This is a genomic window from Pseudomonas pharyngis, assembly GCF_021602345.1.
Lineage (GTDB): Bacteria > Pseudomonadota > Gammaproteobacteria > Pseudomonadales > Pseudomonadaceae > Aquipseudomonas > Aquipseudomonas pharyngis.
The window spans coordinates 1-25,260 of the sequence record NZ_BQID01000005.1 but is presented as its reverse complement, the minus strand read 5'-3'; the positions used below and the strand labels follow the sequence as shown (position 1 = coordinate 25,260).

Genomic DNA, 25,260 nt, shown 5'->3' with positions numbered 1-25,260 from the left:
CCGGAACAAGGATTAAAGGACATGAAATTCGAAGAACGTCACCCGCTGTGCAGCGCCATGCGCGCCCGGGTGCTGGAAGAACTGGCGCGCATAGAACGCGAACGCAATGTCACGGTGCTGTATGCCTGCGAATCGGGCAGCCGGGCCTGGGGTTTTGCCTCGCCGGACAGTGATTACGATGTGCGCTTCGTTTATGTGGAGAAACCGGAGTGGTTCGTCCAGGTCGATGCGCCGAGTGATGTGATCGAGCGACCGCTGGATGACGAGCTGGATGTCAGTGGCTGGGAGCTGCGCAAAACCCTCGGGCTGTTGCGCAAATCCAACCCGACCTTGCTCGAATGGCTCGACTCCCCGCTGGTTTATCGCAGCGAGACTGCAGCGGTTTCTCAGCTGCGGGCACTGGCCGAGGCGTTCTACAGCCCGCCAGCCGCGCGCAATCACTACCTGTCGATGGCGAAGAAGAACTTCCGTGGTTATCTGCAAGGCGAAAGCGTGCGGTTCAAGAAGTACTTCTATGTACTGCGGCCCCTGCTGGCGGTGCGCTGGATCGATCAGGGACGGGGTCGGCCGCCGATGACGTTCAGCGATCTGCTGAGCACCGTCGATGACCGGGCATTGCTCAATGAGGTCGACGAACTGCTCGCGCTCAAGCGCAATGCCGACGAGAGCGCCTACGGTCCTCGTCGTCCGGCGCTGCATGCATTCATCGAGGCGGAACTTGAGCGAGCGGTACCGGCACTGCCCCGAACCCGGGAGGATTCGCGCCAGCTCGATCAATACCTGCGGGAAACCGTTGGTTTGTACGCATAAGGAAAAAAATGAAACAGGACGTTATTGAACTGGACGGCGCCATCGGCGGTGGCCAGGTGTTGCGCAGTGCGCTGAGTCTGTCGATGGTGACGGGCCAGGCGTTTCGCATTGAGCGGATTCGGGCCCGGCGCAGTCGTCCGGGCCTGTTGCGCCAGCACCTGACCGCCGTGATGGCGGCGGCGCAGGTCTGCGGTGCGAAGGTCCAGGGGGCGGAACTGGGCTCGCAGACATTGAGCTTCGAGCCGGGACCGATTCGCGGCGGCGATTATCGCTTTGCCATTGGCACCGCCGGCAGTAGCACGCTGGTGTTGCAGACCTTGCTGCCCGGGTTGTTGCTGGCGCCGCAAGCCAGCCGCGTGCGGATCAGCGGCGGCACGCATAATCCGCTGGCACCACCGACCGATTTTCTCAGCCGCAGCTGGTTGCCGTTGCTGCGACGCATGGGCGCGGAGGTTGAACTGACGTTGCTGCGCCACGGGTTCGTACCGGCAGGGGGCGGTGAAATCGACGTCAGGGTGCAACCATCGAAATTGTCAGCACTGCACTTGTGTGAGCGCGGCTTGCCGCTTTCGCAACAGGCGTTTGCGCTGACGGCGGGACTGGCGCCGAGTGTCGGTGTCCGCGAGCTCGAAAGGGTGGCCCAGCGATTGAACATGGCATCGGCGGAGTTGAACGCGGTCATCGTTGATCCGGCCTGTGGACCGGGCAACGTGTTGCTGCTGGAGTATGCGTTTGAACACGTCACCGAGGTTTTCAGCGCTTTCGGTCAAGCCTCACTGCGTTCGGAGAAGGTGGCGGACGCCGCGATCGATCAAGCGACCGATTGGTTGCACAGCGGTGCGGCGGTAGCGGAGCATCTGGCTGATCAACTGCTGTTGCCGATGGTGCTGGCCGGAGGTGGATCGTTTACCACGCCCAGGATGACCGAGCATTTGCACAGCAACATCTCGGTGATCGAGCGGTTTGTACCGATCCACATCCAGTGCCAGGAAGAAGGCGCAGACCGGTTAAAGGTTGAAGTTCGCGCTCGGGAGCAATAGGCGGCAAATTGCTGGCCCCCGAAAGCTTTCAGTCCCGGCAAACTCGCCTTTTTTCAAAAGGTTAGGTGGGCTATATGCGGACGATTGTCATCACCGTAGCAACGCTTTCCCTCGCTCTGTTCGCGTTGGAGGCCCAGGCCAGGGAGCTGAGCAAGAGCCATCGTTTTGCGTGTACCTGGGGTTCGGAAATTGCCGCCGGTGCGCAACAATCGAAGCTTTCGGGCATTTCTCTTTATGGTGCGCGCAAGCGCTTGCAGGCGCGCAAGTTCCAGCAACCGTGGATGCGCATGACCGCCATGGGCATTACCGAGCAGACCTACGACAGCGCGTCGCGACTCAAGCCGGCGGCCGTCAAGCAAACCTACTACGAGCAGTGCGTTCGCCATGAACTGGCCCAGCGTTGAACGAAAAAGCCCGACCTGAAGAGGTCGGGCTTTTTCATGTCCGCTGCAATGACAGCGTCACTTGTCAGTTTCGCAATTGACCATCCACGACACGCCAAAGCGATCCACCAGCATGCCAAAACGTAGAACGCCGGATTGCCAGCCAATGCTGCAACAATTTCCTTTCCGGGTGACCGATGGTCGGCGGGGAGGGCGTCAGGAGTCGCGCGGGTTCTTCTGCACCGCAGCGCCCGCCACCCGAGCGGCAGGTCGGGTTTGCATCAGCGCATCGATCGCCTTGCGATAGTTCTGTCCCCCGAGCGCCATGCTGTTGTTGTGGGTTGCGCCGGGCACCAGCAGCAGGCGTTTCGGCTGCCGGGCGGCGGCGAACAGTTGTTCGCTGAAGCGTGACGGCACGAATGCGTCGGCCAGTCCGTGCACCACCAGCAACGGCATATGGATTTCGGCAATCTTGTCGATGGAGTCGAATTTCTGCGACAGCAACCAGCGCACCGGAAGAGAGGTGTTGGCCACGGCTGCCGCAACATCCGCCAGGGAGGTGAATGTGGATTCGATGACCAGCCCGCGCACTGGCAGTGGGGTGTGATTTCTGGCGGCATCGCGACCGAGCTCGGCAGCCAGGTCAATGGCGACCGCGCCGCCCAGCGAGTGCCCGTAGATCAGGCGTTTGTTCGGGTCGGGCTGCAACAGCTGGAAGCGTTCCCACGCCACCCTGGCATCCTCGTACACCGTGCTTTCCGACGGCAGGTCGCCGTGGCTCTGGCCGAAGCCGCGATAGTCGATGGCCAGTACCGAATAACCTGCTGCGCGCAATTGTTCGATACGAAACAGCTGCCCGGTGAGGTTCCAGCGCACGCCGTGCAGATAGAGGATGGCCGGTGCATCGGCACGCTCCGCCGGCCACCACCAGGCGTGAATGTTCTGCCCGGCCTTGAAGCTTTTCGGTTGCAGGTCGAGTTCCTGCACGCTGCCGGGCAAGCCGTGATACCAGCCGGCGGTGCCCGGTTCGATGCGAAACAGCAGCTTGCGCTCGGTGTGTTCCAGCACGGCACAACTCGCCGGCACGCCGATGATCAGGGCGGCCATGCAGGCGAACGCCAGACGGCGGCGTCGAAGTCGGGTCATGAAGGCAAGGAACATTAAACGTTTCACCAAGGCGCGGACAAAGAACGCTTTTTACCAGATGCCTTGACCCGCGCGTGACATTTTCGACCACCGCACGCCTGCAACGATTACAAAATGCTGCAACGGCTCAGTCGATCTTCAGCACGATCTTGCCGATGTGGTCGCCCGCTTCCATGTGCGCATGGGCCTTGGCTGCGTCGGCGAGCGGGTAGACCTTGTCGATGATCGGCAGGCAACGCCCGGCAGCCAGCGCCGGCCAGACGTGTTCGCGCAATTGATCGGCGATGGCGGCTTTTTCCGCCGAGGTACGGGCGCGAAGCAGGGAACCGGTGACCACCGCACGCTTGCCGAGGATGGCCAGCAGATCGATGTCATTGGCCCGCGCGCCGCCGAGGAAGCCGATCATTACCAACCGCCCATCCATTCCCAAGGCGCTGATGTTCCCGTTGAGGTACGAGCCGCCCATGATGTCGAGGATCACATTGACGCCTTGGCCGGCGGTTTTTTCGGCGATGACCGCGGCGAACTCCTGTTCCCGGTAGTTGATCGCGTCGCCGCCCAGATTGCGGATTGCTGCACATTTGTCGGCGCTGCCGGCGGTGGCGAAAGCTTCAATGCCAAACTCGCGGCACAGCATTAACGCGGTGGTGCCGATGCCGCTGGTGCCGCCGTGGATCAAGGCGCGCTGACCTCGGCTGGCGCCGCCGAGGCCGAACAGGTTGGCCCATACGGTGAAAAAGGTTTCCGGAATGGCCGCTGCCTGGATCCAGTCCAGTCCATCGGGGATCGGCAAGACCTGGCCCGCCGGAACCGTGCAGTATTCGGCGTAACCGCCGCCATTGGTCAGCGCACACACCCGGTCACCGACCGCGAATGTGCTGACACCGCCGCCGATCGCCACGACCTCGCCGGCCACTTCAAGGCCCGGAATCGGGTTCATGCCGGGCTTCATCGGGTATTTGCCGGCGCGTTGCAGGGCGTCCGGGCGATTGACGCCGGCGGCGTGCACGCGGATCAGCACTTCGCCTTCTGCGACGAACGGCAGCGGCACGCGTCGGGATTGCAGAACCTCGGGCCCACCCGGTTCGGTGATTTCGATTCGGGTCATTTCAGTGGGCAACGTCATTTTCGATTCCTCTTGAAAAAGTGATCAGTAGATGGGAACGCAGTCAGGGCGCAATGATTCCCGTCATTCGGCGCAGCAGCGTTGTTCGACGGAGGAGGGCAGCCATTTCATGGCGTGCTCAAGTATCAGCGCGATCACGATGGCACCGCCGGCAATCACGAAGAGCGGCGCATGTTGTCCGCCCGTGGCGTTGAACAGCGCCGAATAGGCGAAGCCCGCCAGCGCCTGAAACGTGGCGAACGACACCGTGGCCCGGCTCCACGCCACCTGTTGGCGATGGTGATCCGGCACCAGCTCATGCACCCGGGCCAATGCCAGCGGGACAATGCCTGGCGGAAATGAACCAAGGACCACCGCCAGCAGCGCCAACGCCAGGAACGAATGCGAAACCGCCAGCAAACCCAGGGTGATCGCCTGCACCACCAGCACCAGACGAATGCCGGTCCGCGCGCCGAGATGATCAGCGAGAAAGCCATAACTTACCGGGCCGACGATGGCACCCAGACCGTACATGACCCAGATCAGCGCGCCGACGTGCGACCCGGCGCCCAGGCCACGGGCGACGTAATCCACCAGGAAAACCATGGCCGGCACCAGCCCGGCGGCCATGAACGCGTACTGGGCAAACAGCAGATAAACAGCAGGCGGTGTCGGCTCGACCGGATCCAACTGAGCCGTTGCGGTGGTTGCGTGGGTCAGCTCCGAAGGCCAGCCGAACCAGCTCAACGCCGTCAGTGCCAGCGACAAAGCGCCCAATCCCAGCCAGGTCGCCTGCAGGCCCAGCCCCAACAGCAACGGAACAATCGTTCCGGAGCCGGCGATGCCCAGACCGATGCCGAGGAAAATCGCCCCACTGGCCAGGCCCTTGCGTGCGGCGGGTACATGGGGCAGTACGGTCGCGGCTACCAGCACCATGATCGCGCCGCCGGCAATTCCCGACAGCAGGCGCCAGCCGAAATACCAGCTCACCGACACGGGGTACGCACAGGCAAAAAACGCCACGGTCACCGCCAGCATCATCAGGCGCAGAGCGTTTCTCTGGGTGAGCCGGCGTGCCAGCGGTCGGCCGAGGAGGGCGCCGATCAGGTAACCGACCAGGTTGGCAGCGCCGAGATAGACCACATCATGGGCGGAAAACCACTGCGCCTGAATCAGCGAAGGGATCAGCGGTGTGTAGGCGAAACGCGCCAGACCGATGCTGACCAGGCTGGCGCAGAGGCCGGCGAAGATCGCCAGCCAGACACTTGTGTCCGGACGTTCGGGCGAAGCAGTTGAAGTGTGCATGACGGCAATCCTTTGAAAGGTTTATGGCGCCCAGCATATCGGCTATCGTTGCTGCGTTAATGCAGCGAGTTTGCGTGATAGTGATGCGTTTATGCATCAATGGAGAACGCTATGAACTGGGATGATGCAAGGGTGTTTCTAGCGGTCTGCCGCGAGTCGACATTGCGCGGCGCCGCGCGTGTACTGGGCGTGGATCAGGCGACGGTCGGGCGCCGCATCACGGCACTGGAAAAGTCGCTGGGCGCGACCTTGTTCCTGCGCACCTCCGAGGGCTATGCACTGACGGCCGTCGGCGAAGCCGCGCTCAAGTCGGTGGAAAAAATGGAGTATTCGGCGCTGGAGCTGGAGCGGCGTATCCAGGGCCTGGACGATCGTCTGACCGGTAGCGTGCGGGTCAGCACCACCGATTCGCTGGCCATCGATTTCCTGATCCCGGCCATCGCGCAGTTGCACGAGCAGCATCCGAATGTGCGCGTGCAACTGGACGCCTCCACGCAAATCCTCAGCCTGGCCAAACGTGAGGCGGACATCGCTGTGCGCAACACCCGTCCGGACAATCCGGACCTGATCGCCCGGCGCATCGCGCGTTGGCCGGTGGGATTGTTTGCCTCGCAGGCCTATGTCGACAGCCATGGGGTGCCGGCGCCGGGCAGTGCGTTCGAGGGCCATGATCTGGTGGTGTACCAGCCGTATCTGCAGGGCAACAAGGATCTGACCCTCGTGTCGGAACCCATGACTCGCGGGCGGATCGTCGCCGGTCTTAGCTCCAGCCTGTTGGTACGCCGCTCGATTGCCGCCGGGTTGGGGGTAGGAGAAATCCCGGTCTACATGGGCGAGCGCGATGGTCTGGTCAGGTTGTGGCCGGAGCGCACGCGGCCGTTGCCTTATGAAGTGTGGCTGGTGACCCATGCGGATTTACGCCACACCGCGCGGGTCAGAGCGGTGATCGAACACATTGTCGAAGCGTTTGTGCTGGAAAACGAATAGTTGTTCTGCAAAAAAAAACGGCCTTCATTGAAGGCCGTTTTCTGTGAGCGTTGAAACCGCTGCCTCATGGCATTTCCGGCAGTTCCTGCGGGCGCAGATCAAACACCAGGACTTCGGCATCCTGGCCATTGCTCAGGGTCAGCGCCTGTTCTTCACGAACCCGCACGCCGTCGCCTTCCTTCAACTGCACGCCGTTCAGTTCAACGCTGCCGCGAGCAACGTGCACATAGGCGTAGCGGTTGGCGGGCAGTGCGAGTGTCGCACTCTCCTGGCCATCGAACAGTCCGGCATACACCCGCGCATCCTGGCGCACTTTCAGCGAGCCGTGGCTGCCTTCGGGCGAAATGATCAGTTGCAGGCGACCGCGTTTTTTCTGTTCGCTGAAGTGTTCTTGCTGGTAGCGCGGTTTGGCGCCGCTGACATCCGGCACGATCCAGATCTGCAGGAAGTGCACAGGCTTGCTCGCCGAGTGGTTGAACTCGCTGTGAGCCACGCCGCTGCCGGCGCTCATCAGTTGCACATCGCCTGGGCGGATCACCGAACCGGTGCCGAGGGTGTCCTTGTGTTCAAGGGCGCCTTCGAGCACATAGGAGAAAATCTCCATGTCACGGTGCGGGTGCTGGCCAAAGCCTTTGCCGGCGGCGACGCGGTCATCGTTGATCACCAGCAGGTCGGAGAAACCCTGTTCACGCGGGTCACGGTAGCTGGCGAAGGAAAAGGTGTGGAACGACTTCAACCAGCCATGATTGGCAAGACCACGGTCGGAAGCTTTACGAAGGGTCAGCATGATGAAATCTCCTTTCAGGACGTTGATTCGTCCGAGTGAGGAGAAGGTTACTGGTTACCCCGCGATGCAATAAGTAGATGAAAACTGAAATACTGTCCCGTTCTGGTTGACAGTTGTGTGCACTGGATCACGCATTCTTTTCCAACGTTTTCACCGTATCTGGCCATAATGCGCAGACTTATGACTTTGCTTGGATTTTGGTGATGCCCACATGAAGACCGTGGCAATGGTGCTGTTTCCGGATTTTCTGCTGCTCGACATGGCCGGGCCGCTGGAAGTCTTTTCGGTTGCCAACCGCTACCTGAAACCGCAAGACCACTATCACCTGACCACCCTGGGCACCGAGCGCGCGCCGTTGCGTGCGTCCAATGGCGTCCTCGTGCACACCGATCGGCATATGGACGAAGCCGATGAGCGCTACGACTTGCTGCTGGTGCCGGGCGGTCCCGGCGCCTACAACGAAAAACACCCGCCGTTGCTCGCCTGGCTGCAAGGTGCGGTGACTCGTGCCGGGCAGTACGGTTCGATCTGCACCGGCGCTTTCGTACTTGGCCATGCCGGGTTGCTCGATGGCTATCGTGTGACTACCCACTGGAATTACACCGAACGCTTGATCAAGGGCTTTCCGAAGGCAAACGTCGCGACCGACCAGATTTTTATTGAGGATCGCAACCTGATCACCTCCGGAGGTGTCACGGCCGGTATCGATATGGCATTGGCGGTGGTCGCTCGCGATCATGGCAAAAAGATTGCCCAGGACGTGGCCAAGGTGCTGCTGGTGGTCATGAAGCGCCAGGGCGGGCAAGCGCAGTTCAGCCCGTTGATGGCAGCGGTGGCGCCCCAGGAAACGCCGATTACCCGGGTGCAGAATCATGTGCTGGAACACCTGGAGGAAGCTTTCACCGTCGAGCGCATGGCAGGGCTTGCGAACATGAGTGCACGGCATTTTGCCCGGGTGTTCGCTCGCGAGGTCAACATGACGCCCATGGAATTCCTGCAAAGCGCGCGCATCGATTGCGCGCGTAACCTGCTGGAAACCAGCGATCTGCCGCTGAAGACCGTGGCCTACAAAAGCGGTTTCGGCAGCGTGCGGCACATGCGGTTTCTGTTCGGCGAAAAGCTCGGGCTGACCCCCACGCAGTATCGCGAACAGTTCAGCTAGAGCGGTTCTGTCCGTTCCGGGCATCCGGATGTCCGTGCTGGACCCCGCGTGGTGGTTGTACCGTCATCGAGGCCTGCGAAGATAACGGACATGAACAGCCTCGACGAATTGAACTCGGCGTCGGTCCTGCGTTTCGGGCCGTACGCGTTCCATTTGCGCCAGCGGCTGATCCTCGAAGGGGATCGGCAATTGCGCATGGGCGGGCGTGCGCTGGACATTCTGCAAGTACTGGTCGAGCGCGCCGGCCAGGTGGTCAGCAAAGAGCAACTGATTGCGCTGGTGTGGCCGACCTCGGTGGTCGAGGAGATCAACCTGCGGGTGCACATCGCCGCGCTGCGCCGGGCCCTTGGCGACGGCGAAAAAGGCCAGCGCTACATCGTCAATGTGCCGCAACGCGGGTACAGCTTCGTGGCACCGGTGCAGGGCGACAGCGCCGCCCACGTGGTGTTCGAAAACCTGCAAGCGCCCCAACACAATTTGCCCGCACGACTGTCGCCGGTCACCGGGCGCGATTCACTGGTCGGCGGTCTGGTGCGGCAACTGCCGCTGTCCCGGCTCATGACGGTGACGGGGCCTGCCGGTGTCGGCAAAAGCACCGTGGCACTGCGCGCAGCGGAGCTGTTGCTGCAACATTTTCGCGACGGTGTGTGGCAGGTGGATCTGTCGCTGGTCGGCGATGACATCCCGCTCCTCGATCACCTGTTCAAAACCCTCGACACTGATTTCCCCACCCTCGCAGCGCGTCACGCCTTGCTGGTGCTGGACAACTGCGAGCATCTGCACGAAGCCTGCCGGAACCTGGTGCAAAAACTCCTCGACGCCGCGCCCCGTCTTTCGATCCTGGCCACCAGCCGCGAACCGTTGCGTCTCGGTCTGGAAGTCCTCCAGCCACTGCCGCCCCTGACCCTTCCCAAAGCCTCGGCCCTCAACAGTGTCGCCGAGGTCATGAGCTATTCGGCGGTGCAGCTGTTTGTCAGTCGTGCCCGCGCCCGTCAACACGGCTTCAGTCTGCGTGAGCAGGATCTGGAAACGGTGCGCGATATCTGTCGGCGGCTCGACGGTCTGCCATTGGCGATCGAACTGGCAGCCGCGCAGATCGATGCCTTGGCGCTGGTCGGCCTTCAGACGCAACTGGATCAAGGCCTGCAAGTCCTGAGTCACGGTCGCCGCACCGCCGTGCCACGCCATCAGTCGATGAAAGCCGCACTGGACTGGAGCTATCAGCGCTTGAGCGAGCAGGAACAACGCGTGCTGCAACGCTTGTCGGTGTTCAAGATGGCATTCACTCTCGACGCCGCCATCGGCGTGATCAGTTGCGCGCAACTGCCACCCTCGACGCTGGTGGCAGTGGTTGAGCAATTGGCGGTCAAATCGTTACTGACATCGGACCGATCCAGCGGAACGCTGCGCTATCGAATGCTCAACACCACGCGCCGCTATGCCCGCGAACAGCTGGAGCAGGGCGGCGAACTGAGTGATGTCGAGCGTCGGCACACGCGTTACCTGGGCCGCACCCGGCCGGCCTCAAGCGGCCGACTGAGCGCGCAGTTCGTCGAGCAGTAGACGTACCTTGCGCAAGTCCGGGGTGGCATAACCTTCGGTAAAGCGCTGATAGATCGGTGTCAGCAATTGGAGCGCCTCGCGATAGCGCGACTGGTGCTGCCACAAGCGAGCCAGCGACGTTGCGCTGCGCAATTCCCAGGCCAGCGCGCCTTGTGTCCGCGCAATCTCGAGCGATTGTTGCAAGGCGCTTTCGACCGTGTGGTGACAGGGCGATTCAGCCGCCAGCAATCGCTCGGCCCGGGCCCGCAAAATCTCCGCAGTACTCCAGCCCGCCGCGCCGCTTTGTGCTCGTTCGAGCAAAGCTTCATCAACGAAACCCGGGTCCAGCGTGACCATGATTTCCCTGACCAGACCGCTGTCGGCCGGCGGGATGGCGGCGGCTTTGTCAGCATCGATCACCTGCGCGTAGTGCCGTGCCCAGGTGTAGAACAGCAGCACCGAATGCTTCTGCGCCTGTTCGAGCAGCAGTTGCAGCAACGCGCGTGCGTTCTGCACGTCGCCGTTGTAATGGGCGATCAGGCACGAGGCGAGTGCCAGGGTGTAGCAGATCGAGGTGCCGTGGTTGATCTGCACCGCGATGTCCAGTGCCTGCCGCGCCGTGCGCCAAGCCTGCTCGGGAAAACCTTGCAACCACAACACCCGGGCGAGGACCGTCAGCGAGGCGACGCTCTGATCGTATTGCACGCCGAAACCGTGAGTGAAGCGATTGAGGTGGCCGCTGTGGGCCATGCGCTGAATGACCTGTTCGGCATGGATTCGCGCCTGATGCTGATCGCCGGCGTAATGCAGCGCGAGCACCCGCAAGCGATGGGTACTCAAGGACAACTGCGCATCGCCGTGCACCCCGAGGCTTTCGAATTGCTCGCTCTGCTCCAGCGCCATCTGGTAATGCCCGCAACTGAGATTGACCGCCATGTGCCCCGACACCGCGCGCAACTGGCCGGCCATGTCGTCGTGCCGTTGCGCCAGCAACCGCGCACTGACGAAGGCTTCGATGGTTTCCGGCGTGCCGCCCCAGGTGTGGTAGCAGGCGCTGCCGAGGGCCAGTTTCAAGGCGATTTCCAGGCGCGGGCAGGGCTCGTCGGATGACGCCAGCAACGCCAGTGCCCGGCGCACATGAACGCCGTACTCCTTGAGCAGGGACAGTTCCTGCCACAACGGTGCCGAGGTCGCCGTCAGGCTTACGCCGAGCGCGCGCGAGCCTTGGTCATTCAGCGTCCACTCAAGCGCCGCGCGCAGGTCTTCAAGGCCCCGGGCGTAACGCTCGATCCAGACTTCGGTCGCCGTGTTCTCCCAATCGGCCTGGGCCTGATGCATCAGCGCCAGGCTGCGTTCGGCATGGCGCTCGCGGGTTTCGCCGAGTTCGGCGGCCTGGTCGAGCTTTTCCAATGCATAGCGGCGAGTTGTGTCGAGCAGGCGATAAAACACTTCTTCATCGCCGACCTCGACGTTGAGCAGCGACTTGGCGACCAGTTGCGTGATCGAGGCAAACACTTCGTTCGACTCGATGTGCTGACCGACGATAACCGCCGCGGCAGATTCCAGCGTGAACGCGCCACGGAACACGCCGAGTCGGCGCAGGCCGGTCTGTTCGCAGGCGTTGAGAAGGTTGAAGCTCCAGTCCAGCGTAGCGCGCAGGGTTTCATGCCGGCCGAGGCGCGTCTGATTGCCCGTCGGCAAATGCCCCTGAAGCTGACTCAGCAAACCCTCCAGCCCAAGACCCGCGACCTGCGCAGCGGCCAGTTCCAGTGCCAGCGGGATGCCGTCCAGCCGCCGACAGATTTCGATGATCAAGGGCAGGTCGGCGTTGCCCGGCTCAAAGTGTTCGTGGGCCGCCATCGCCCGTTCGACGAACAGTTGCAGCGCAGAAAACCCCATCGCCTGATCGCGGTCGAGCACTGCAATCGGTGGCGGGCAATCGAGGGATTCCAGACGCTGCACATATTCGCCCTCGGCGCGCAGGCTTTCGCGGCTGGTGGCCAGAATATGTACCTGCGGCGCGCCACGCAGAATGCTTTCACTGAGCAGCGCGACGGCGTCGATCAAGTGCTCGCAGTTATCGATCACCAGTAGCATCTGCCGCTCGCGCAGGCTGTTGATCAGGCAGGCCATCGGCTCGCTGTCATGCAGCGAAAGGTCCAGCAGGGCGGCGAGGTGCGAGCAGATCGAGCCCGGATCGTTGAGTGGCGCCAGATCCAGCAGACGAATCCCGTCGCGATAACGGCCGATCAACTGTTCGGCGACCCGCAGGGCCACGGTGGTCTTACCGATGCCGCCGGGGCCGACCAGAGTGATGCAGCGCTGGCGCGGCAGTTGCGTCATCAGGCTGTCGACCACCGACTGGCGCCCGATCATCCGCGTGCGCCGCAATGGCAGGTTATGTCGACCGAGGTGGGCGGCGGGGCGTTGTTCGATGGATTGCAGCACGACCGGCGCGACGAAACTGTAACCACGCTGCGCCACGGTGACGATGTAGCGCTGCCCGGCCTGACCGTCACCGAGCGCCTTGCGCAGTGCGGCCATGTGCACCCGCAGGTTGATGTCTTCCACCACGCTGTCCGGCCAGACCCCGGCGATCAACTGCTGCTTGCTCACCACCTCGCCGGCGTTGGCCAGCAGGATCAGCAGAATGTCCATGGCGCGGCGGCCCAGGCGCAAAGGCTGGTCGCCTTCAAGCACCAGCCGCTGGCCGGGGTGGATCCGATAGGGGCCGAAACCGATGGCCTGATTCGGGGAAAGACTCAACCGCTCACTCCTTCGACGTTTTTTATGATCCTGGTCCGCCTCGGTGAAGAGTCCGTGACGGGCAGGGCGGATGGCGACTTGAGGGGCACGCAAGCCGTCTGATCCGCAGTATCCGGGCATATTCCTCAGGATTTGGCGCCAGCGCAACTTACGCGCAAGGCTTGGGCCTTCGCATCGCTCGGCATTCAGTACCGTCACCACTGTATTCAAGGGCCGGAACCCGTGGCGGTTTGCCCGACAGCCGGGAAAAATTAACAACGATTAACTCGTCCGCGCCCGCTTCAGAGCCAAAACTCCGGGGCAATGGAATGCATACGTCCGGAGGACGCTGCGATGAGCAAGGTAGTGGTGGTCTATCACAGTGGCTACGGGCACACCCGCGTCATTGCGCAGGCAGTGGCCCAAGGTGTGGAACGCCATTTGGGCAGCACCTGCCTGTTGCTGGCGGTCGAAGACGTGGAAGCCCACTGGGATGACCTGCACCGCGCCGACGCCATCATTTTCGGCGCGCCGACCTACATGGGCAGCGCGTCGGCGGCGTTCAAGCAATTCATGGAGGCCACGGCCTCGTTCTACCTCGCCCGGCCGTGGCGCGACAAACTCGCAGCGGGCTTCACCAATTCCGGCAGCCTGTGCGGCGACAAGCTCAATACCCTGCTGCAAATGGCAGTGTTTGCGGCCCAGCATTCGATGATCTGGGTCGGGCTCGATCTGTTGCCGGCGCGTGCGTGCGAAGGTGTGTTCGACGGCCAATTGAATCGCCTCGGCAGCTCCCTCGGCGCCATGTCCCAATCCTGTGTCGAACAACCGCCCGAGCAGGCCCCCCCGCTGGAAGATCAACAAACCGCCGCGCACCTGGGCGAGCGGGTGGCGCGACTGGCGCAGCGGATGGCTCGCGGATGAAACCGCCTCAGCGGTTTTTCATGACCTGACAACGCCACGCAAACGGATTGATCCCTTCGCTGCGGGTGAAGATATGGCAGAAGTGCGCCTGATCGCAGAAGCCGCATTCCAGGCTGATCTGCGTGAGGCTGTGGTTGGTCTGCTGGATCAACAGCTTGGCACGGGCAATGCGCTGGGTACGGATCCAGTCTTGCGGCGAGTACCCGGTGCTGCACTTGAACGCCCGGGAAAAATGACTGCGTGACAGTGAGCAGGCGCTGGCCAGCTCGGTGACTTCAAGGCTGTCGCCGAGGCGTTCGAGGATCAGTTGTTTCACCAGCCGCTCGCGCTGCGGGCTGAGGCCGCCGGTGCTGGTCTTGCGGGGTTCGCTGGCAGGGGCGCGGGCGACGGTTTGCTGTAAGTGAGCCATGGCCTAGGTCCGTGTCGGGGGGGAACGCACGGTCAGCGCTTTCCCTCAGGTCAAAAAAACAACGCTGCGCAGAGGGATTCATTGTTTGGTGAAGGGCGAGTGCTGACGAGTTAAACGTTGTTAATTCCGCTGTCGGCTGCAACTCAGCACACCGTTGCAAGTCGCCATGACGGGAACCGGGCAGGATGGCGAAGATTGGGGGCGGGCCATAAGGGGCCGCAGAATCGGGCTCGGGCGAGAGGATGCATATGAAAGGTTTGTTCAACGGCGTAATCGGCATGGCGGTGGTCGGTGTGATGTCCAGCGCCATGGCGCAGGCACCGCAGGTCGGCACGCAGGCGCCGGGTTATTTCCGGCTGGCGCTGGGCGATTACGAGGTGACGGCGCTGTTCGACGGCTACAACGATTTGTCGCCGAAGCTGTTGCAGGGCATGAGTCAGAGCCAGATTCGCGCGCTGCTGGCCCGTCGCTCGATTGAAACGCCGGGCGTGCAGACTGCGTTCAATGCGTTCCTGGTCAATACCGGCAAACAACTGATTCTGGTGGATACCGGCGCGGGCCAGTGCATCGGCGCCACTGCCGGCCAGCTCTCGGCGAACATGCAAGCAGCGGGTTACAAACCTGAGCAGGTCGACGCGATTCTGCTGACGCACCTGCACCTGGATCACGTCTGTGGGCTGGTTGACGGCCAGCAGCGGCCGATCTTTGCCAATGCCACGGTTTACGCCGCCAAGGCCGAAGCCGATTACTGGCTCGATCCGCAGGCCGAGGCCAAGGCGCCGGCCGGTGCCCGGGAGTTCTTCAAGATCGCCCAGGACTCCACTGCGCCTTACGTGGCGGCCGGGCGCTTCAAGACGTTCGCAGAGGGCCAGTCGCCTTTGCCGGGTGTGGTCGAAGCGACACTGGAAGCCGGGCACACGCCGGGCAGTACCACCTACCGTTTCACCTCACAGAACCAGAGCATCGTGTTCATGGGCGACCTGGTGCACAACCTGGCGGTGCAGTTCGATCATCCTGACGTGTCGATCCGCTTCGACGTCAACGGTCAGCAAGCGATCAAGAGTCGTAACGCCGTGTTCAGTGCAGCGGCGGCCAGCAAGACCTGGGTCACGGCTGCGCACTTGCCGTTCCCGGGCATCGGCCACATCACGGCAGTCGACAAGCACTTCCAGTGGGTACCGGTTGAATACGGCCCCTACAAACGCGCGGCCAAAGTGCCGCTGATCGAGTAAAGTGCGCAGCTCCCACGTCAGGCTCAAACAAGGAAAACGTGCCCCATGAACCGTAACGATCTGCGTCGCGTCGACATGAACCTGCTGGTGATTTTCGAAGCGCTGATGTTCGAAAAGAACCTGACCCGCGTCGCCGAAAAACTGTTCATGGGGCAGCCTGCGGTGAGCGCCGCGCTGGGGCGTCTGCGCGATCTGTTCGATGATCCGCTGTTGCTGCGCAATGGCCGGGGCATGGAGCCGACGGCGCGGGCGCTGGCGATTCTCCAGGAACTGCAACCGGCGATGGATGTGATTTCCGGTGCGGTCAGCCGGGCCAAGGAATTCGATCCGGCGACCAGTTGTGACGTGTTTCGCATCGGCTTGTCGGACGATGCCGAATTCGGTCTGTTCCCGCCGCTGCTGCGCCAGTTGCAGGAAGAAGCGCCGGGGATTGTCGTGGTGGTTCGTCGCGCCAATTACCTGCTGATGCCGGGATTGCTGGCATCGGGAGAAATTTCTGTCGGCGTGAGCTACACCACCGATCTGCCGGCCAACGCCAAGCGCAAGAAACTGCGCGACATTCCCTGCAAGGTCTTGCGCGGTGACAACCGCCCGGGCCCGTTGACTCTCGACGAATACTGCGAGCGGCCTCATGCGATGGTGTCGTTCTCCGGAGACCTGAGCGGCAACATCGACATGGACCTGGCCAAGGTCGGTCGCAGCCGCCGGGTGGTGCTCGGTGTGCCGCAGTTCAGCGGCTTGCGCGCGCTGCTGGCCGGCACCGAGATGATCGCCACCGTGCCGGATTACGCGGCGTGTGCATTGGTCGAAGGCTGTGCGTTGCGGGCTGAAGATCCGCCGTTTCCGATTGATGCGGCGCAACTGTCGATGGCGTGGAGCGGGGTGCATGACAACGATCCGGCGGAGAAATGGCTGCGTTCGCGGATCAGTCAGTTCATGTCGGTGACGCTGGATATTCCGGCGGTTTAGCGCGGTGTTGAAAGGTGTTTAGCGTTACTTCCGGTAAGCTACAACGCCTTGCGCCTTTGCCTACGTGTACGCCAGAATCCGCCGGCTTGTGCGCCTCTGGGGCGGGTTCTATTGTTTGCCGGTCGCTGAAAAACAGCGATCGGGTTTAGCAGCCCGGATCTACTCTAGACGCACAATGCCGTTCGTTCGTGATCAGGCTCACGCCTGACCGTCCACGTTATGGCGGCTTTGCGTGGGGCACTTCGGTGCGCCGGGTTCTAGAGTCCTGGTCTGCTAACCCGCGTACGGCCGCCACCTCTTTCGTTTAGCAGCGAAGCGTGGCGCCTCCACTACTCTAGAGGCTTTATCCATGATCAAACCCACGCCAAACCCGCCTGAAACCGACCCCACCTCGCCCTACGAAACACTCGATTCCAAGAAATTCCACGAAGCCGCCGAACGCGCCCTCGATCACTACCTCAATCCGCTGCTCCCCCGCAAACCGCTGCTCAAACCCAACACCCGCTACCTCATCGCGCCCGGTATCGACAGTGAAGAACTGCTGGCCGACGCCTGCGAAACCCTGACCTCGGCCAAGGTCATGGCCAATGACTTCGCCGGGCTGGTGGACGGCCCGCAGCGGCATGTACTGTTGGGGATTGCGCAGTTGATCATGCTGGGGGAACTGGCGGTGAATCGAGTGCTGGATAATCTGGAATTGAAGACTGAGGCGTCCGCTGCAGCCTGATCGCCTGCTCACCTGATCGTTCCCACGTCGAACCGTCCGCGTGGGAATGCCTCTATGGACGCTCTGCGTCCGCTCTTTGGGACGCGGAGCGTCCCGGGCTGCATTCCCACGCAGAGCGTGGGAAGGATTTACGCGGGCACGATCGTTCAAGAGCAAAGAGAGCACACCCATCCAATTTCCCCCCGGTCAATCGTTGCACCATGGCCTGCAATGATTGATCAAGGGTGGGGCCATGAACGCTGTAAAACGCAATGACCAGGCGCAAGATCTCGGCCTGCTGTTCCTGCGGGTCGCCGGCGGACTGTTTCTGCTGTTCGTCCACGGCTTGCCCAAGCTGCTGGACTTCACCGCGCAGCTGCAACTGATCGAAGACCCGTTCCACCTCGGTGCCCACCTCACTTTGATTCTGGCGATCTTCGCCGAAGTCCTCTGTCCGCTGCTGATCGTCGCCGGGGTGCTGGCGCGTCTGGCGTGCTTGCCTATTCTCTTTGTGCTGCTGGTGGCGCTGCTGCTTGTGCATCCGCAATGGAGTGTGGCCGAAGGGCAGTTCGGCTGGTTGCTGTTGATCCTCTTCACCACTGTTCTGATCGCCGGGCCCGGACGGCTGGCGCTCAATGTTCGTTTGCCCGGAGTACTCCGTTATGCCTGATGCCCAGACCCTGAAAAAACCGGGACCCGAAGAAACCGTGACGCTGATCGTCAAGCACCGGGTCAAGGCCGGTTTTGAGCAGCCTTACGAAGCCTGGCTGCGCAACATCGTCAGCGTGGCGGGGCGCGAAGAAGGGCACTTGGGCGTGGACGTGATGCGCAGCCAGCAGGGCGGGCTCGCACTGTTCACCTGCGTGCTGCGTTATTGCTCGACCGAGGCGATGCAGCGCTGGCTCGACTCACCGCAGCGTCAGAAACTGATCGACGAAGCTGCACCGATGCTCGCCGACGGCGACCAGACCGAAGTCAATGCGGCCAACGAATTCTGGTTCACGCCGCTGGCCGAGGCCGGCTCACCGCCACCGCGCTGGAAGCAGGCTGTAGTGACGCTGCTGGTGATCCTGCCGCACACCTTGCTGGTGCCGCTGATCTGGGGGCCGCTGCTGCAACTCAATGCCTTCCTGTCCAACTACGTGGTCGCCACGTTCCTGATCACCCTGACCATCGTGGTGTCGGTGGTCTACGTGTTCATGCCGCCCGTGACCCGTCTGTTCGCGCCGTGGCTGGAAGCCGGTCAGTCACACAAACACCTCGAATCCAATGCCAACCCGCCGCGCTGAAGCGCTGGGTCCGGGCTCCGTTTCACTTATCTCGAAGGAACTGCGATGAACGCCGATCTGATTCTGTTCAATGGCCAATTTCATACGGTAGACCGCGAAAAACCCCTCGCCAGTGCCGTGGCGATCAAGGACGGTCGTTTCGTCGCCGTCGGTAACGATGCCGAGGCGATGGCCCTCAAGGGCGCCGGCACTCAAGTGGTCGACCTCAAGGGCCGCTGCGTGATTCCCGGCCTCAATGACTCGCACTTGCACTTGATCCGTGGCGGTCTGAACTACAACCTCGAACTGCGTTGGGAAGGCGTGCCGTCGCTGGCCGATGCGCTGCGCATGCTCAAGGATCAGGCCGACCGCACGCCGACCCCGCAATGGGTGCGCGTGGTCGGTGGCTGGAACGAATTCCAGTTCGCCGAAAAACGCATGCCGACCCTCGAAGAAATCAACCAGGCGGCGCCGGACACCCCGGTGTTCATTCTGCACCTGTACGACCGTGCGTTGCTCAACCGCGCTGCGTTGCGCGTCGCCGGTTACACCCGCGACACGCCGAACCCGCCGGGCGGCGAGATCGTGCGCGATGCCAACGGCAACCCGACCGGCATGCTGGTGGCGCGGCCGAACGCGATGATTCTGTACTCGACGCTGGCCAAGGGGCCGAAGCTGCCGCTGGAATATCAGGTCAACTCGACCCGCCAATTCATGCGCGAACTCAATCGCCTCGGCCTGACCAGCGCCATTGATGCCGGCGGCGGTTTCCAGAACTACCCGGACGATTATCAGGTGATCGAACAACTGGCCAAAGACGACCAGCTGACCGTGCGCATCGCCTACAACCTGTTCACCCAGAAGCCGAAAGAAGAGCTGACCGACTTCCAGAACTGGACCGGCAGCGTCAAGTTGCATCAGGGTGATGACTTCCTGCGTCACAACGGCGCCGGGGAAATGCTGGTGTTCTCGGCAGCCGACTTCGAAGACTTCCTCGAACCGCGCCCGGACCTGCCGCAAACCATGGAACAGGAACTGGAGCCGGTGGTGCGCCACCTGGTCGAACAGCGCTGGCCGTTCCGTCTGCACGCCACTTACAACGAATCGATCAGCCGCATGCTCGACGTGTTCGAGAAGGTCAACCGCGACATTCCGTTCAACGGTCTGCCGTGGTTCTTCGACCACGCCGAAACCATCACCCCGCAGAACATCGAGCGGGTGAAGGCACTGGGCGGTGGCATCGCGATTCAGGATCGCATGGCGTTCCAGGGCGAATACTTCGTTGACCGTTACGGCAAACAAGCCGCCGAAGCCACCCCACCGATCAAGCGCATGCTCGCCGAAGGCGTACCGGTCGGCGCGGGCACCGATGCCACCCGGGTGTCGAGCTACAACCCGTGGACTTCGCTGTACTGGATGGTCAGCGGTCGCACCGTTGGCGGTCTGGCGCTGTACGAAGAGGGTCTGCCACGCAGCACCGCGCTGGAACTGTTCACCCATGGCAGCGCCTGGTTCTCGTCCGAGCAGGGCAAGAAAGGCCAGATCAAGGTCGGGCAACTGGCGGACCTGGCAGCGCTGAGTGCGGATTTCTTCAGCGTCGAGGAAGAAGCGATCAAGTGGATCGAGTCGGTGCTGACCGTGGTTGGCGGCAAGATTGTGTACGCCGCCGGCGACTTTGAAGACCTCGGCCCGCGTTCACTGCCGGTGCTGCCGGACTGGTCGCCGGTGGTGAAAGTCCCGGGCCACTGGCGCCCGAATTCGCCATTGCAGGCCCAGGTGCACCAGTGCAGCGGACCGTGCGCAGTGCATACCCACAGCCACGAAAAAGCGCGGATGTCGAATGCGCCGGTCAGCGATTTCGCCGGTTTCTGGGGCGCGTTCGGCTGCTCCTGCTTCGCGTTCTGATCCTATTGAAAAAAGCGTCGCTCTATGTGAGCGGCGCTCCCCGCAATAACCATCCATCGAGGAGTTTCACATGAGCAACGTTCCTTACAGCCGCCTGAACAAAGACGATGCCGTTGTGCTGTTGGTCGACCACCAGACCGGTCTGATCTCGCTGGTACAGGATTTCTCGCCGAACGAGTTCAAGAACAACGTGCTGGCACTGGGCGACATCGCCAAGTTCTTCAACCTGCCAACCATCCTCACCACCAGCTTCGATTCCGGCCCGAACGGCCCGATCGTGCCTGAGCTGAAAGAGCAATTCCCGGACGCGCCGTTCATTGCCCGCCCTGGCCAGATCAACGCCTGGGACAACGAAGATTTCGTCAAGGCCATCAAGGCTACCGGCCGCAAGCAACTGATCATCGCCGGTGTGGTGACTGACGTGTGCGTGGCGTTCCCGACGTTGTCGGCTATCGCTGAAGGCTTCGAAGTGTTCGTGGTCACCGACGCTTCCGGCACCTTCAACACCACCGTGCAACAAGCGGCGTGGGCGCGCATGTCGGCTGCCGGTGCACACCTGCTGAACTGGTTCGCTGTGGCTTGTGAGCTGCAAGTCGACTGGCGCAATGACATGGAAGGCCTGGCGAATCTGCTGTCGCAGCGTCTGCCTAACTACCGCAACCTGATCAACAGCTATACCAAGTTCACTGCCCAGTAATTGGTAGAAAGAGAGATGCCCGCTGAAGAGCGGGCATTTTTTCGTCTGTAGCAAAGGGCTCAGCGCTTCTGCAACCACCCCAGAAAACCACCCTTGCGAACCGGCACAGGCTTGGCCATCAACGCCAACCGACTGTTCTGCTGCCGTACCGCCTGCAACTTGTTCAACGCCTGACCCACTTCGCTGCGCTGCTCCATGCACTGGCGAGTCAGGTTCTTGTCGAGGCGATAAATGATCGAAGACGTCAGCGCGGTGAACGTCGCCTGCGAAGGTGTGTCAGCCAGAATGCTCTGCTCACCCATGACCTCGCTCGGCCCCATGCGCCCGGCCTCGGTGAAGCCGTTGCCGTCCGGCACGCTGGCGCTGACCACGCCGGTGGCGATCACGAACAGGCTGTCCGGGACTTCCTCCAGATTGAGCACCACCTGCCCGGCGCTGTACTGCTGCGCGACCATCGACTCGGCGAGGCGATCGCGTTCCTCATGGCTCAGCGAGCGGAAGATTTTCACTTCATCGAGCAACGCGCGGGCGCGGGTCGAAGGTTCGATCACGCCGTCCGGGTGCCGCGAAATGCCGGCGGCTTCGAGGTGGCGGTGGGCGAGGTCGAACAATTGATTGCGCACGTCGCTTTTCTTGCCCAGTTCGGCGATGAAACCGCTGGCCACGTATTCCGACATTTCTTCGCCGGCTTCTTTCAGTACGGCTTTCGGCGCAGGTGTCAGCAACAGGCTGCTGCTGCCTTGCAGGGTGCGGTCGAGGGCGTCGAGCACCCGGCGCGGGCGGATGTGGTTCGGCACCTTGATGCTGATCGACACGCCGTGCAGGTTGTTCGGCCGGCTGAGGTTGACGATCTTGGCCTTGGCCGCCACCGAGTTCGGCACCACGGCCAGAGTGCCGCTGCTGGACAGCAGGTGCGTGGCGCGCCAGTTGATGTCGAGCACCTTGCCCTCGACGCCGTCGATGACCACCAGATCATCCACCTGATACGGCTTGGTGGTGTTGAGCACGATGCCGGAAAACACATCGGCCAAGGTGCTTTGCAGCGCCAGACCGATGACGATCGCCACCACGCCGGAGGTCGCAAGCAGGCCTTTGACCGGCAGATCCAGCACATAACCGGCCGCCGCGACGATGGCCGCCAGAAACACCAGCGCACCGATCACGTCCTGCAACAGCCGGCCGCTGTGGCCGATGCGACGCATCAGGATCAGGCCGATGACTTCGGTCAGCACCCGCGCGGCGTACAGCCACCAGAGAATCCCCAGCGCTGTCGCCCCGAGTTGCGCCACCGGGTCATCGGCAAACAATGGTGCCTGCAACGGGCTGACGCCGGCGTTGATGGCCAGCGCGCTGAATGCCAGAAACAGCACCAGCCGCACACCGACCCGCGGGGCACGGTGTTTGAACGGCGCCAGATGCCAGAGCAAGGCGTCGAGCGCCAGCAGCAGGGCGCTCCAGGACAGCAGATGGGCAGAAAAAAGGCTCATGAGTCGAACTCCGGCGGGCACAAAAGAAAACGCCACACCCGAAGGTGTGGCGAGGGGTTGCACTCAGTTCAGATGGGTCTTGAGTTCTGCCGCTGCCTGGCGCACGGCGGCTTTGACTTCAGGAATCCCGTTCAGCGGGTTGAGCAGACCGAAGTCATGAATCATCCCGTTGTAACGCACCGAGGTCACCGCTACACCGGCCGCGTCGAGGTGGCGGGCGTAGCCTTCGCCTTCGTCACGCAGCACGTCGAACTCGGCGGTCTGCACCAGCGCGGCGGGCAGGCCCTTGAGCTGTTCGGTGCTGGCGTTGAGCGGCGAGGCATGGATCTGTGCACGCTCGGCCGGGTTGGTGGTGTAGTTGTCCCAGAACCATTGCATCATGCCCTTGGTCAGGAAGTGGCCCTCGGCGAATTGCTGGTACGAGCCGTTATCGAACCCGGCGTTGGTCACCGGCCACATCAGCAACTGGAAGCGCAGCGCCGGGGTTTTCTGTTCCTTGGCCATCAACGCCACGACCGCCGCCATGTTGCCGCCGACGCTGTTGCCGGCCACCGCCAGACGCTTGCCGTCGACACCGATTTGCTTGCCGTGCTCGGCCACCCATTTGGTTGCCGCGTAAGCCTGATTGATCGCAGTCGGGTACTGCGCTTCCGGCGACGGCGTGTAGTCGACATACACCGCGACCGCGCCAGAACCCACCACCAGATCACGAATCAGGCGTTGGTGCGTCGGGAAGTCGCCCAGCACCCAGCCGCCACCGTGGAAGAACATGAACACCGGCAGCTCGCCCTTGGTCTTGGCCGGACGCACCACTTTCAGGTTGATCGTCTGGCCGTCGACCTTGATCGCCTTGTCGCTGACTTCAACACCGGACAGGTCAACCTTCACCGAAGCCTGGGCGCCGGTCAGCACCGCACGGGCGTCTTTCGGGCTCAGTTGTTCAAGTGGTTTGCCACCGCCGGCGGCGAGGGCGTCGAGGAAGGCCTGAGTGTTGTGTTCGACGCCAGTGCTTTCGGCGGCGAAGGCGTTGCCGATGGACAGGGCGAGGAGGGAAGCGGCGAGGGTTTTCTTGATGTTCATGTGCAAATCCTTTTTAAGTCGTTTGAGTTTTTGTATGCCTTGGGATGGGCTGCTGTGGCGCTGGGCTCCAGGCCTCAGCAACACCGTGAGCACAGATTAATGAGGTGCCGGGAAGTGAAAAAGCGGCTATAAAGCGTTTAACTGTCCACCAGAGAGTGACAATGAACCCGTTCGAAGACATGCGTATTTTTTGCCAGGTCATGGACTCCGGCAGCTTCACGGCGGCGGCCGATCAGTTGGGCCTGTCCAAGCAGTTCGTCAGCCGTCGGTTGATGCAACTGGAGGAGCGCCTCGGCGTGCGATTGCTCAACCGCTCGACCCGGCGCCTGGACGTGACGCCGCTGGGCCAGAGCTATTACGAATCGGCGCTGCGCTTGCTCGGCGAAGTCGAATCGGTGGAGCAGGGCATCGCCGGACAGACCGCCGAGCCGCGGGGGGCGATTCGCGTGAGTGCGCCGCTGTCGTTTGCGCTGGCCCATCTGGGCTGTCTGCTGCCGCCGTTTCTGCAGCGTTATCGCGAGGTCACGGTTGAGGTGGATCTGAGTGATCGGCCGGTGGATCTGCTCGGTGAGGGTTACGACCTGGCGCTGCGTATCGGCGTGCTGGAAGACTCGACCCTGATCGCCCGACGCATCGCGTCAATCGAGCGGGTGTACTGCGCCAGTCCTGCGTATCTGGCCGAACGCGGTACGCCGGTCAAACCGGAAGATCTGCTGGGCCACGACTGTCTGCCTTACGGCCACGGGCGTTCGGTGCAGTGGCGGTTCAACGCGGGGCAGGGCAAACCGCTGCTGGTGAATGTCACCGGGCGGATGCGCGTCAACAACGGTGAGTTGCTGCGCGATGCGGCGGTGGCGGGGATGGGGATTACCTATCTGCCGACGTTCATCGTTGGGGCGGCGCTGAAGGATGGGCGGCTGGTGCCGGTGCTGGATGAATTTCGGCCGGAACCGCTGACGCTGTCGGCGGTGTACCCGCAGCATCGCCAGGCGTCGCGGCCGGTGCAGGCGTTGATCGAGTTTTTGCGCGAGCGGCTGGATAAGGCACATGCGATTTTGTAGCCGATGAAAAAATTGTGGGAGCTAGCCTGCTAGCGATTGCGGTGGGGCAGTCAATGAAGAAGGTGACTGGAATATCGCAATCGCTAGCAGGCTAGCTCCCACAGGGGGGAACGTATTTCAGGCTGAATCAGTTGGCGCGCTTGTCATCGCCAGGCTCGCCGCCGACATGCACACCGCGATCATCGCCCGGTTGGCCGGCTGCATGCAGGCCATGGTCATCACCGATTTCACCGGCACGATGTACGCCATGGTCGTCACCGATTTCGCCAGCGCGGTGCACGCCGTGGTCATCACCGATTTCGCCAGCGCGATGCACGCCATGGTCATCACCAATCTCTCCGGACCGATGCACACCATGGTCGTCGCCGGGTTCAGAATGCGTGGCCCATCGACCAGCCGTCGGCGATGATGTGATGCACGCTGTAAAGCCACAGGTATTCATCGTCGGCCACGCGCAGCAACGACGCCCGCAGCAGCGGCCCGCTGGCCAGATCGAACGGCGCCCGGGCA

Annotated in this window: 23 protein-coding genes and 2 pseudogenes; 15 read left to right on the top strand and 10 right to left on the bottom strand. The window is 62.3% G+C overall.

The annotated features are described in order from the left end of the window. Positions 1-21 precede the first annotated feature (21 nt). From L6D74_RS12025 to L6D74_RS12015, 3 genes are all read left to right on the top strand, one after another. Positions 22-810, top strand: a complete 789-nt coding sequence (locus L6D74_RS12025) for a nucleotidyltransferase domain-containing protein (RefSeq protein WP_236189273.1) — start codon at positions 22-24, stop codon at positions 808-810. Positions 811-818: 8 nt separating this feature from the next. Beyond that, positions 819-1,850 (top strand): RNA 3'-terminal phosphate cyclase, encoded by a 1,032-nt coding sequence (gene rtcA, locus L6D74_RS12020; protein ID WP_236189271.1) that lies wholly within the window; start codon positions 819-821, stop codon positions 1,848-1,850. Between the two features lie 74 nt (positions 1,851-1,924). Then, entirely contained in the window at positions 1,925-2,254 is a 330-nt protein-coding gene (locus L6D74_RS12015) for a hypothetical protein (RefSeq protein WP_064595090.1), read from the top strand. Between the two features lie 195 nt (positions 2,255-2,449). Here L6D74_RS12015 and L6D74_RS12010 read toward each other — a convergent pair whose 3' ends face one another. The 3 genes from L6D74_RS12010 to L6D74_RS12000 all read right to left on the bottom strand — a co-directional run bounded on the left by L6D74_RS12010 (position 2,450) and on the right by L6D74_RS12000 (position 5,789). Further along, positions 2,450-3,394, bottom strand: a complete 945-nt coding sequence (locus L6D74_RS12010) for an alpha/beta hydrolase (protein ID WP_039771538.1) — start codon at positions 3,392-3,394, stop codon at positions 2,450-2,452. A 112-nt stretch (positions 3,395-3,506) separates the two neighbouring features. Beyond that, positions 3,507-4,505 (bottom strand): NAD(P)H-quinone oxidoreductase, encoded by a 999-nt coding sequence (locus L6D74_RS12005; protein ID WP_236189270.1) that lies wholly within the window; start codon positions 4,503-4,505, stop codon positions 3,507-3,509. Positions 4,506-4,568: 63 nt separating this feature from the next. Beyond that, the gene (locus L6D74_RS12000; RefSeq protein ID WP_236189269.1) at positions 4,569-5,789 is read right to left on the bottom strand and encodes a YbfB/YjiJ family MFS transporter; all 1,221 of its coding nucleotides are present in this window, start codon (positions 5,787-5,789) and stop codon (positions 4,569-4,571) included. A gap of 111 nt (positions 5,790-5,900) precedes the next feature. Here L6D74_RS12000 and L6D74_RS11995 point away from each other — a divergent pair, with 111 nt between their 5' ends. Next, positions 5,901-6,776, top strand: a complete 876-nt coding sequence (locus tag L6D74_RS11995) for a LysR family transcriptional regulator (protein WP_236189268.1) — start codon at positions 5,901-5,903, stop codon at positions 6,774-6,776. A gap of 64 nt (positions 6,777-6,840) precedes the next feature. Here L6D74_RS11995 and L6D74_RS11990 read toward each other — a convergent pair whose 3' ends face one another. Next, the gene (locus L6D74_RS11990; protein WP_085612781.1) at positions 6,841-7,563 is read right to left on the bottom strand and encodes a pirin family protein; all 723 of its coding nucleotides are present in this window, start codon (positions 7,561-7,563) and stop codon (positions 6,841-6,843) included. A gap of 211 nt (positions 7,564-7,774) precedes the next feature. Here L6D74_RS11990 and L6D74_RS11985 point away from each other — a divergent pair, with 211 nt between their 5' ends. Both L6D74_RS11985 and L6D74_RS11980 read left to right on the top strand, forming a co-directional pair. Continuing rightward, positions 7,775-8,725, top strand: a complete 951-nt coding sequence (locus L6D74_RS11985) for a GlxA family transcriptional regulator (RefSeq protein WP_236189267.1) — start codon at positions 7,775-7,777, stop codon at positions 8,723-8,725. A gap of 90 nt (positions 8,726-8,815) precedes the next feature. Next, positions 8,816-10,288: an ATP-binding protein gene (locus L6D74_RS11980; RefSeq protein ID WP_236189266.1), complete on the top strand. Its 1,473-nt coding sequence runs from the start codon at positions 8,816-8,818 to the stop codon at positions 10,286-10,288. Here L6D74_RS11980 and L6D74_RS11975 read toward each other — a convergent pair. After that, complete coding sequence (locus tag L6D74_RS11975) at positions 10,250-13,033, bottom strand: ATP-binding protein (RefSeq protein WP_236189265.1); 2,784 nt, start codon at positions 13,031-13,033, stop codon at positions 10,250-10,252. The two genes, L6D74_RS11980 and L6D74_RS11975, sit on opposite strands and share 39 nt — an antisense overlap. A 333-nt stretch (positions 13,034-13,366) precedes the next feature. Here L6D74_RS11975 and L6D74_RS11970 point away from each other — a divergent pair, with 333 nt between their 5' ends. Further along, a complete protein-coding gene (locus L6D74_RS11970; RefSeq protein WP_039771521.1) occupies positions 13,367-13,936 on the top strand; it encodes a flavodoxin family protein in 570 nt (189 codons plus the stop codon). Positions 13,937-13,943: 7 nt separating this feature from the next. Here the strand turns inward: L6D74_RS11970 and L6D74_RS11965 are convergent, their stop codons facing one another. Further along, complete coding sequence (locus L6D74_RS11965) at positions 13,944-14,345, bottom strand: helix-turn-helix domain-containing protein (protein WP_064595111.1); 402 nt, start codon at positions 14,343-14,345, stop codon at positions 13,944-13,946. 248 nt (positions 14,346-14,593) lie between these two features. Here L6D74_RS11965 and L6D74_RS11960 point away from each other — a divergent pair, with 248 nt between their 5' ends. The 7 genes from L6D74_RS11960 to ycaC all read left to right on the top strand — a co-directional run bounded on the left by L6D74_RS11960 (position 14,594) and on the right by ycaC (position 21,122). Continuing rightward, the gene (locus tag L6D74_RS11960) at positions 14,594-15,577 is read left to right on the top strand and encodes an MBL fold metallo-hydrolase (protein WP_236189264.1); all 984 of its coding nucleotides are present in this window, start codon (positions 14,594-14,596) and stop codon (positions 15,575-15,577) included. A gap of 45 nt (positions 15,578-15,622) precedes the next feature. Beyond that, entirely contained in the window at positions 15,623-16,546 is a 924-nt protein-coding gene (locus L6D74_RS11955) for a LysR family transcriptional regulator (RefSeq protein ID WP_011333412.1), read from the top strand. A 349-nt stretch (positions 16,547-16,895) separates the two neighbouring features. Then, on the top strand, positions 16,896-17,273 hold the full coding sequence (locus L6D74_RS11950) for a DUF6124 family protein (protein WP_236189262.1): 378 nt from the start codon (positions 16,896-16,898) through the stop codon (positions 17,271-17,273). Between the two features lie 232 nt (positions 17,274-17,505). Next, entirely contained in the window at positions 17,506-17,922 is a 417-nt protein-coding gene (locus tag L6D74_RS11945; RefSeq protein ID WP_236189261.1) for a DoxX family protein, read from the top strand. Beyond that, the gene (locus L6D74_RS11940; RefSeq protein WP_039771510.1) at positions 17,915-18,541 is read left to right on the top strand and encodes an antibiotic biosynthesis monooxygenase; all 627 of its coding nucleotides are present in this window, start codon (positions 17,915-17,917) and stop codon (positions 18,539-18,541) included. The genes L6D74_RS11945 and L6D74_RS11940 overlap by 8 nt, the downstream gene beginning before the upstream one ends. Positions 18,542-18,586: 45 nt before the next feature. After that, positions 18,587-20,425, top strand: coding sequence for an amidohydrolase (locus tag L6D74_RS11935; RefSeq protein WP_236189260.1), 1,839 nt, complete (start codon positions 18,587-18,589; stop codon positions 20,423-20,425). A gap of 70 nt (positions 20,426-20,495) precedes the next feature. Then, complete coding sequence (gene ycaC / locus L6D74_RS11930; RefSeq protein WP_039771508.1) at positions 20,496-21,122, top strand: isochorismate family cysteine hydrolase YcaC; 627 nt, start codon at positions 20,496-20,498, stop codon at positions 21,120-21,122. A 59-nt stretch (positions 21,123-21,181) separates the two neighbouring features. Here ycaC and L6D74_RS11925 read toward each other — a convergent pair whose 3' ends face one another. Both L6D74_RS11925 and L6D74_RS11920 read right to left on the bottom strand, forming a co-directional pair. Next, the gene (locus L6D74_RS11925; RefSeq protein ID WP_236189259.1) at positions 21,182-22,609 is read right to left on the bottom strand and encodes a mechanosensitive ion channel family protein; all 1,428 of its coding nucleotides are present in this window, start codon (positions 22,607-22,609) and stop codon (positions 21,182-21,184) included. A gap of 63 nt (positions 22,610-22,672) precedes the next feature. Beyond that, positions 22,673-23,689, bottom strand: a complete 1,017-nt coding sequence (locus L6D74_RS11920; protein ID WP_236189258.1) for an alpha/beta hydrolase — start codon at positions 23,687-23,689, stop codon at positions 22,673-22,675. Between the two features lie 161 nt (positions 23,690-23,850). Between L6D74_RS11920 and L6D74_RS11915 the strand changes: the two genes are divergently transcribed. Continuing rightward, entirely contained in the window at positions 23,851-24,750 is a 900-nt protein-coding gene (locus tag L6D74_RS11915; protein ID WP_179695662.1) for a LysR family transcriptional regulator, read from the top strand. Between the two features lie 127 nt (positions 24,751-24,877). On the opposite strand, the pseudogene L6D74_RS11910 reads toward L6D74_RS11915, so the two are convergent. Then, positions 24,878-25,159, bottom strand: a pseudogene (locus L6D74_RS11910) (hypothetical protein); the annotation flags it as partial. Further along, a pseudogene (locus L6D74_RS30110) lies at positions 25,134-25,260 on the bottom strand (condensation domain-containing protein); the annotation flags it as partial. The pseudogenes L6D74_RS11910 and L6D74_RS30110, both read right to left, overlap by 26 nt.

What these genes read in the sequence shown, in the direction of transcription:
- L6D74_RS11990 (WP_085612781.1), bottom strand. Translation starts at nt 7,563, where the DNA reads ATGCTGACCCTTCGTAAAGCTTCCGACCGTGGTCTTGCCAATCATGGC.
- ycaC (WP_039771508.1), top strand. Translation starts at nt 20,496, where the DNA reads ATGAGCAACGTTCCTTACAGCCGCCTGAACAAAGACGATGCCGTTGTG.
- L6D74_RS11995 (WP_236189268.1), top strand. Translation starts at nt 5,901, where the DNA reads ATGAACTGGGATGATGCAAGGGTGTTTCTAGCGGTCTGCCGCGAGTCG.
- L6D74_RS12000 (WP_236189269.1), bottom strand. Translation starts at nt 5,789, where the DNA reads ATGCACACTTCAACTGCTTCGCCCGAACGTCCGGACACAAGTGTCTGG.
- L6D74_RS11920 (WP_236189258.1), bottom strand. Translation starts at nt 23,689, where the DNA reads ATGAACATCAAGAAAACCCTCGCCGCTTCCCTCCTCGCCCTGTCCATC.
- rtcA (WP_236189271.1), top strand. Translation starts at nt 819, where the DNA reads ATGAAACAGGACGTTATTGAACTGGACGGCGCCATCGGCGGTGGCCAG.
- L6D74_RS11980 (WP_236189266.1), top strand. Translation starts at nt 8,816, where the DNA reads ATGAACAGCCTCGACGAATTGAACTCGGCGTCGGTCCTGCGTTTCGGG.
- L6D74_RS11915 (WP_179695662.1), top strand. Translation starts at nt 23,851, where the DNA reads ATGAACCCGTTCGAAGACATGCGTATTTTTTGCCAGGTCATGGACTCC.
- L6D74_RS12005 (WP_236189270.1), bottom strand. Translation starts at nt 4,505, where the DNA reads ATGACGTTGCCCACTGAAATGACCCGAATCGAAATCACCGAACCGGGT.
- L6D74_RS11940 (WP_039771510.1), top strand. Translation starts at nt 17,915, where the DNA reads ATGCCTGATGCCCAGACCCTGAAAAAACCGGGACCCGAAGAAACCGTG.
- L6D74_RS11950 (WP_236189262.1), top strand. Translation starts at nt 16,896, where the DNA reads ATGATCAAACCCACGCCAAACCCGCCTGAAACCGACCCCACCTCGCCC.
- L6D74_RS11925 (WP_236189259.1), bottom strand. Translation starts at nt 22,609, where the DNA reads ATGAGCCTTTTTTCTGCCCATCTGCTGTCCTGGAGCGCCCTGCTGCTG.
- L6D74_RS12025 (WP_236189273.1), top strand. Translation starts at nt 22, where the DNA reads ATGAAATTCGAAGAACGTCACCCGCTGTGCAGCGCCATGCGCGCCCGG.
- L6D74_RS11985 (WP_236189267.1), top strand. Translation starts at nt 7,775, where the DNA reads ATGAAGACCGTGGCAATGGTGCTGTTTCCGGATTTTCTGCTGCTCGAC.
- L6D74_RS12010 (WP_039771538.1), bottom strand. Translation starts at nt 3,394, where the DNA reads ATGTTCCTTGCCTTCATGACCCGACTTCGACGCCGCCGTCTGGCGTTC.
- L6D74_RS11935 (WP_236189260.1), top strand. Translation starts at nt 18,587, where the DNA reads ATGAACGCCGATCTGATTCTGTTCAATGGCCAATTTCATACGGTAGAC.
- L6D74_RS11945 (WP_236189261.1), top strand. Translation starts at nt 17,506, where the DNA reads ATGAACGCTGTAAAACGCAATGACCAGGCGCAAGATCTCGGCCTGCTG.
- L6D74_RS11960 (WP_236189264.1), top strand. Translation starts at nt 14,594, where the DNA reads ATGAAAGGTTTGTTCAACGGCGTAATCGGCATGGCGGTGGTCGGTGTG.
- L6D74_RS11965 (WP_064595111.1), bottom strand. Translation starts at nt 14,345, where the DNA reads ATGGCTCACTTACAGCAAACCGTCGCCCGCGCCCCTGCCAGCGAACCC.
- L6D74_RS11970 (WP_039771521.1), top strand. Translation starts at nt 13,367, where the DNA reads ATGAGCAAGGTAGTGGTGGTCTATCACAGTGGCTACGGGCACACCCGC.
- L6D74_RS11955 (WP_011333412.1), top strand. Translation starts at nt 15,623, where the DNA reads ATGAACCGTAACGATCTGCGTCGCGTCGACATGAACCTGCTGGTGATT.
- L6D74_RS12015 (WP_064595090.1), top strand. Translation starts at nt 1,925, where the DNA reads ATGCGGACGATTGTCATCACCGTAGCAACGCTTTCCCTCGCTCTGTTC.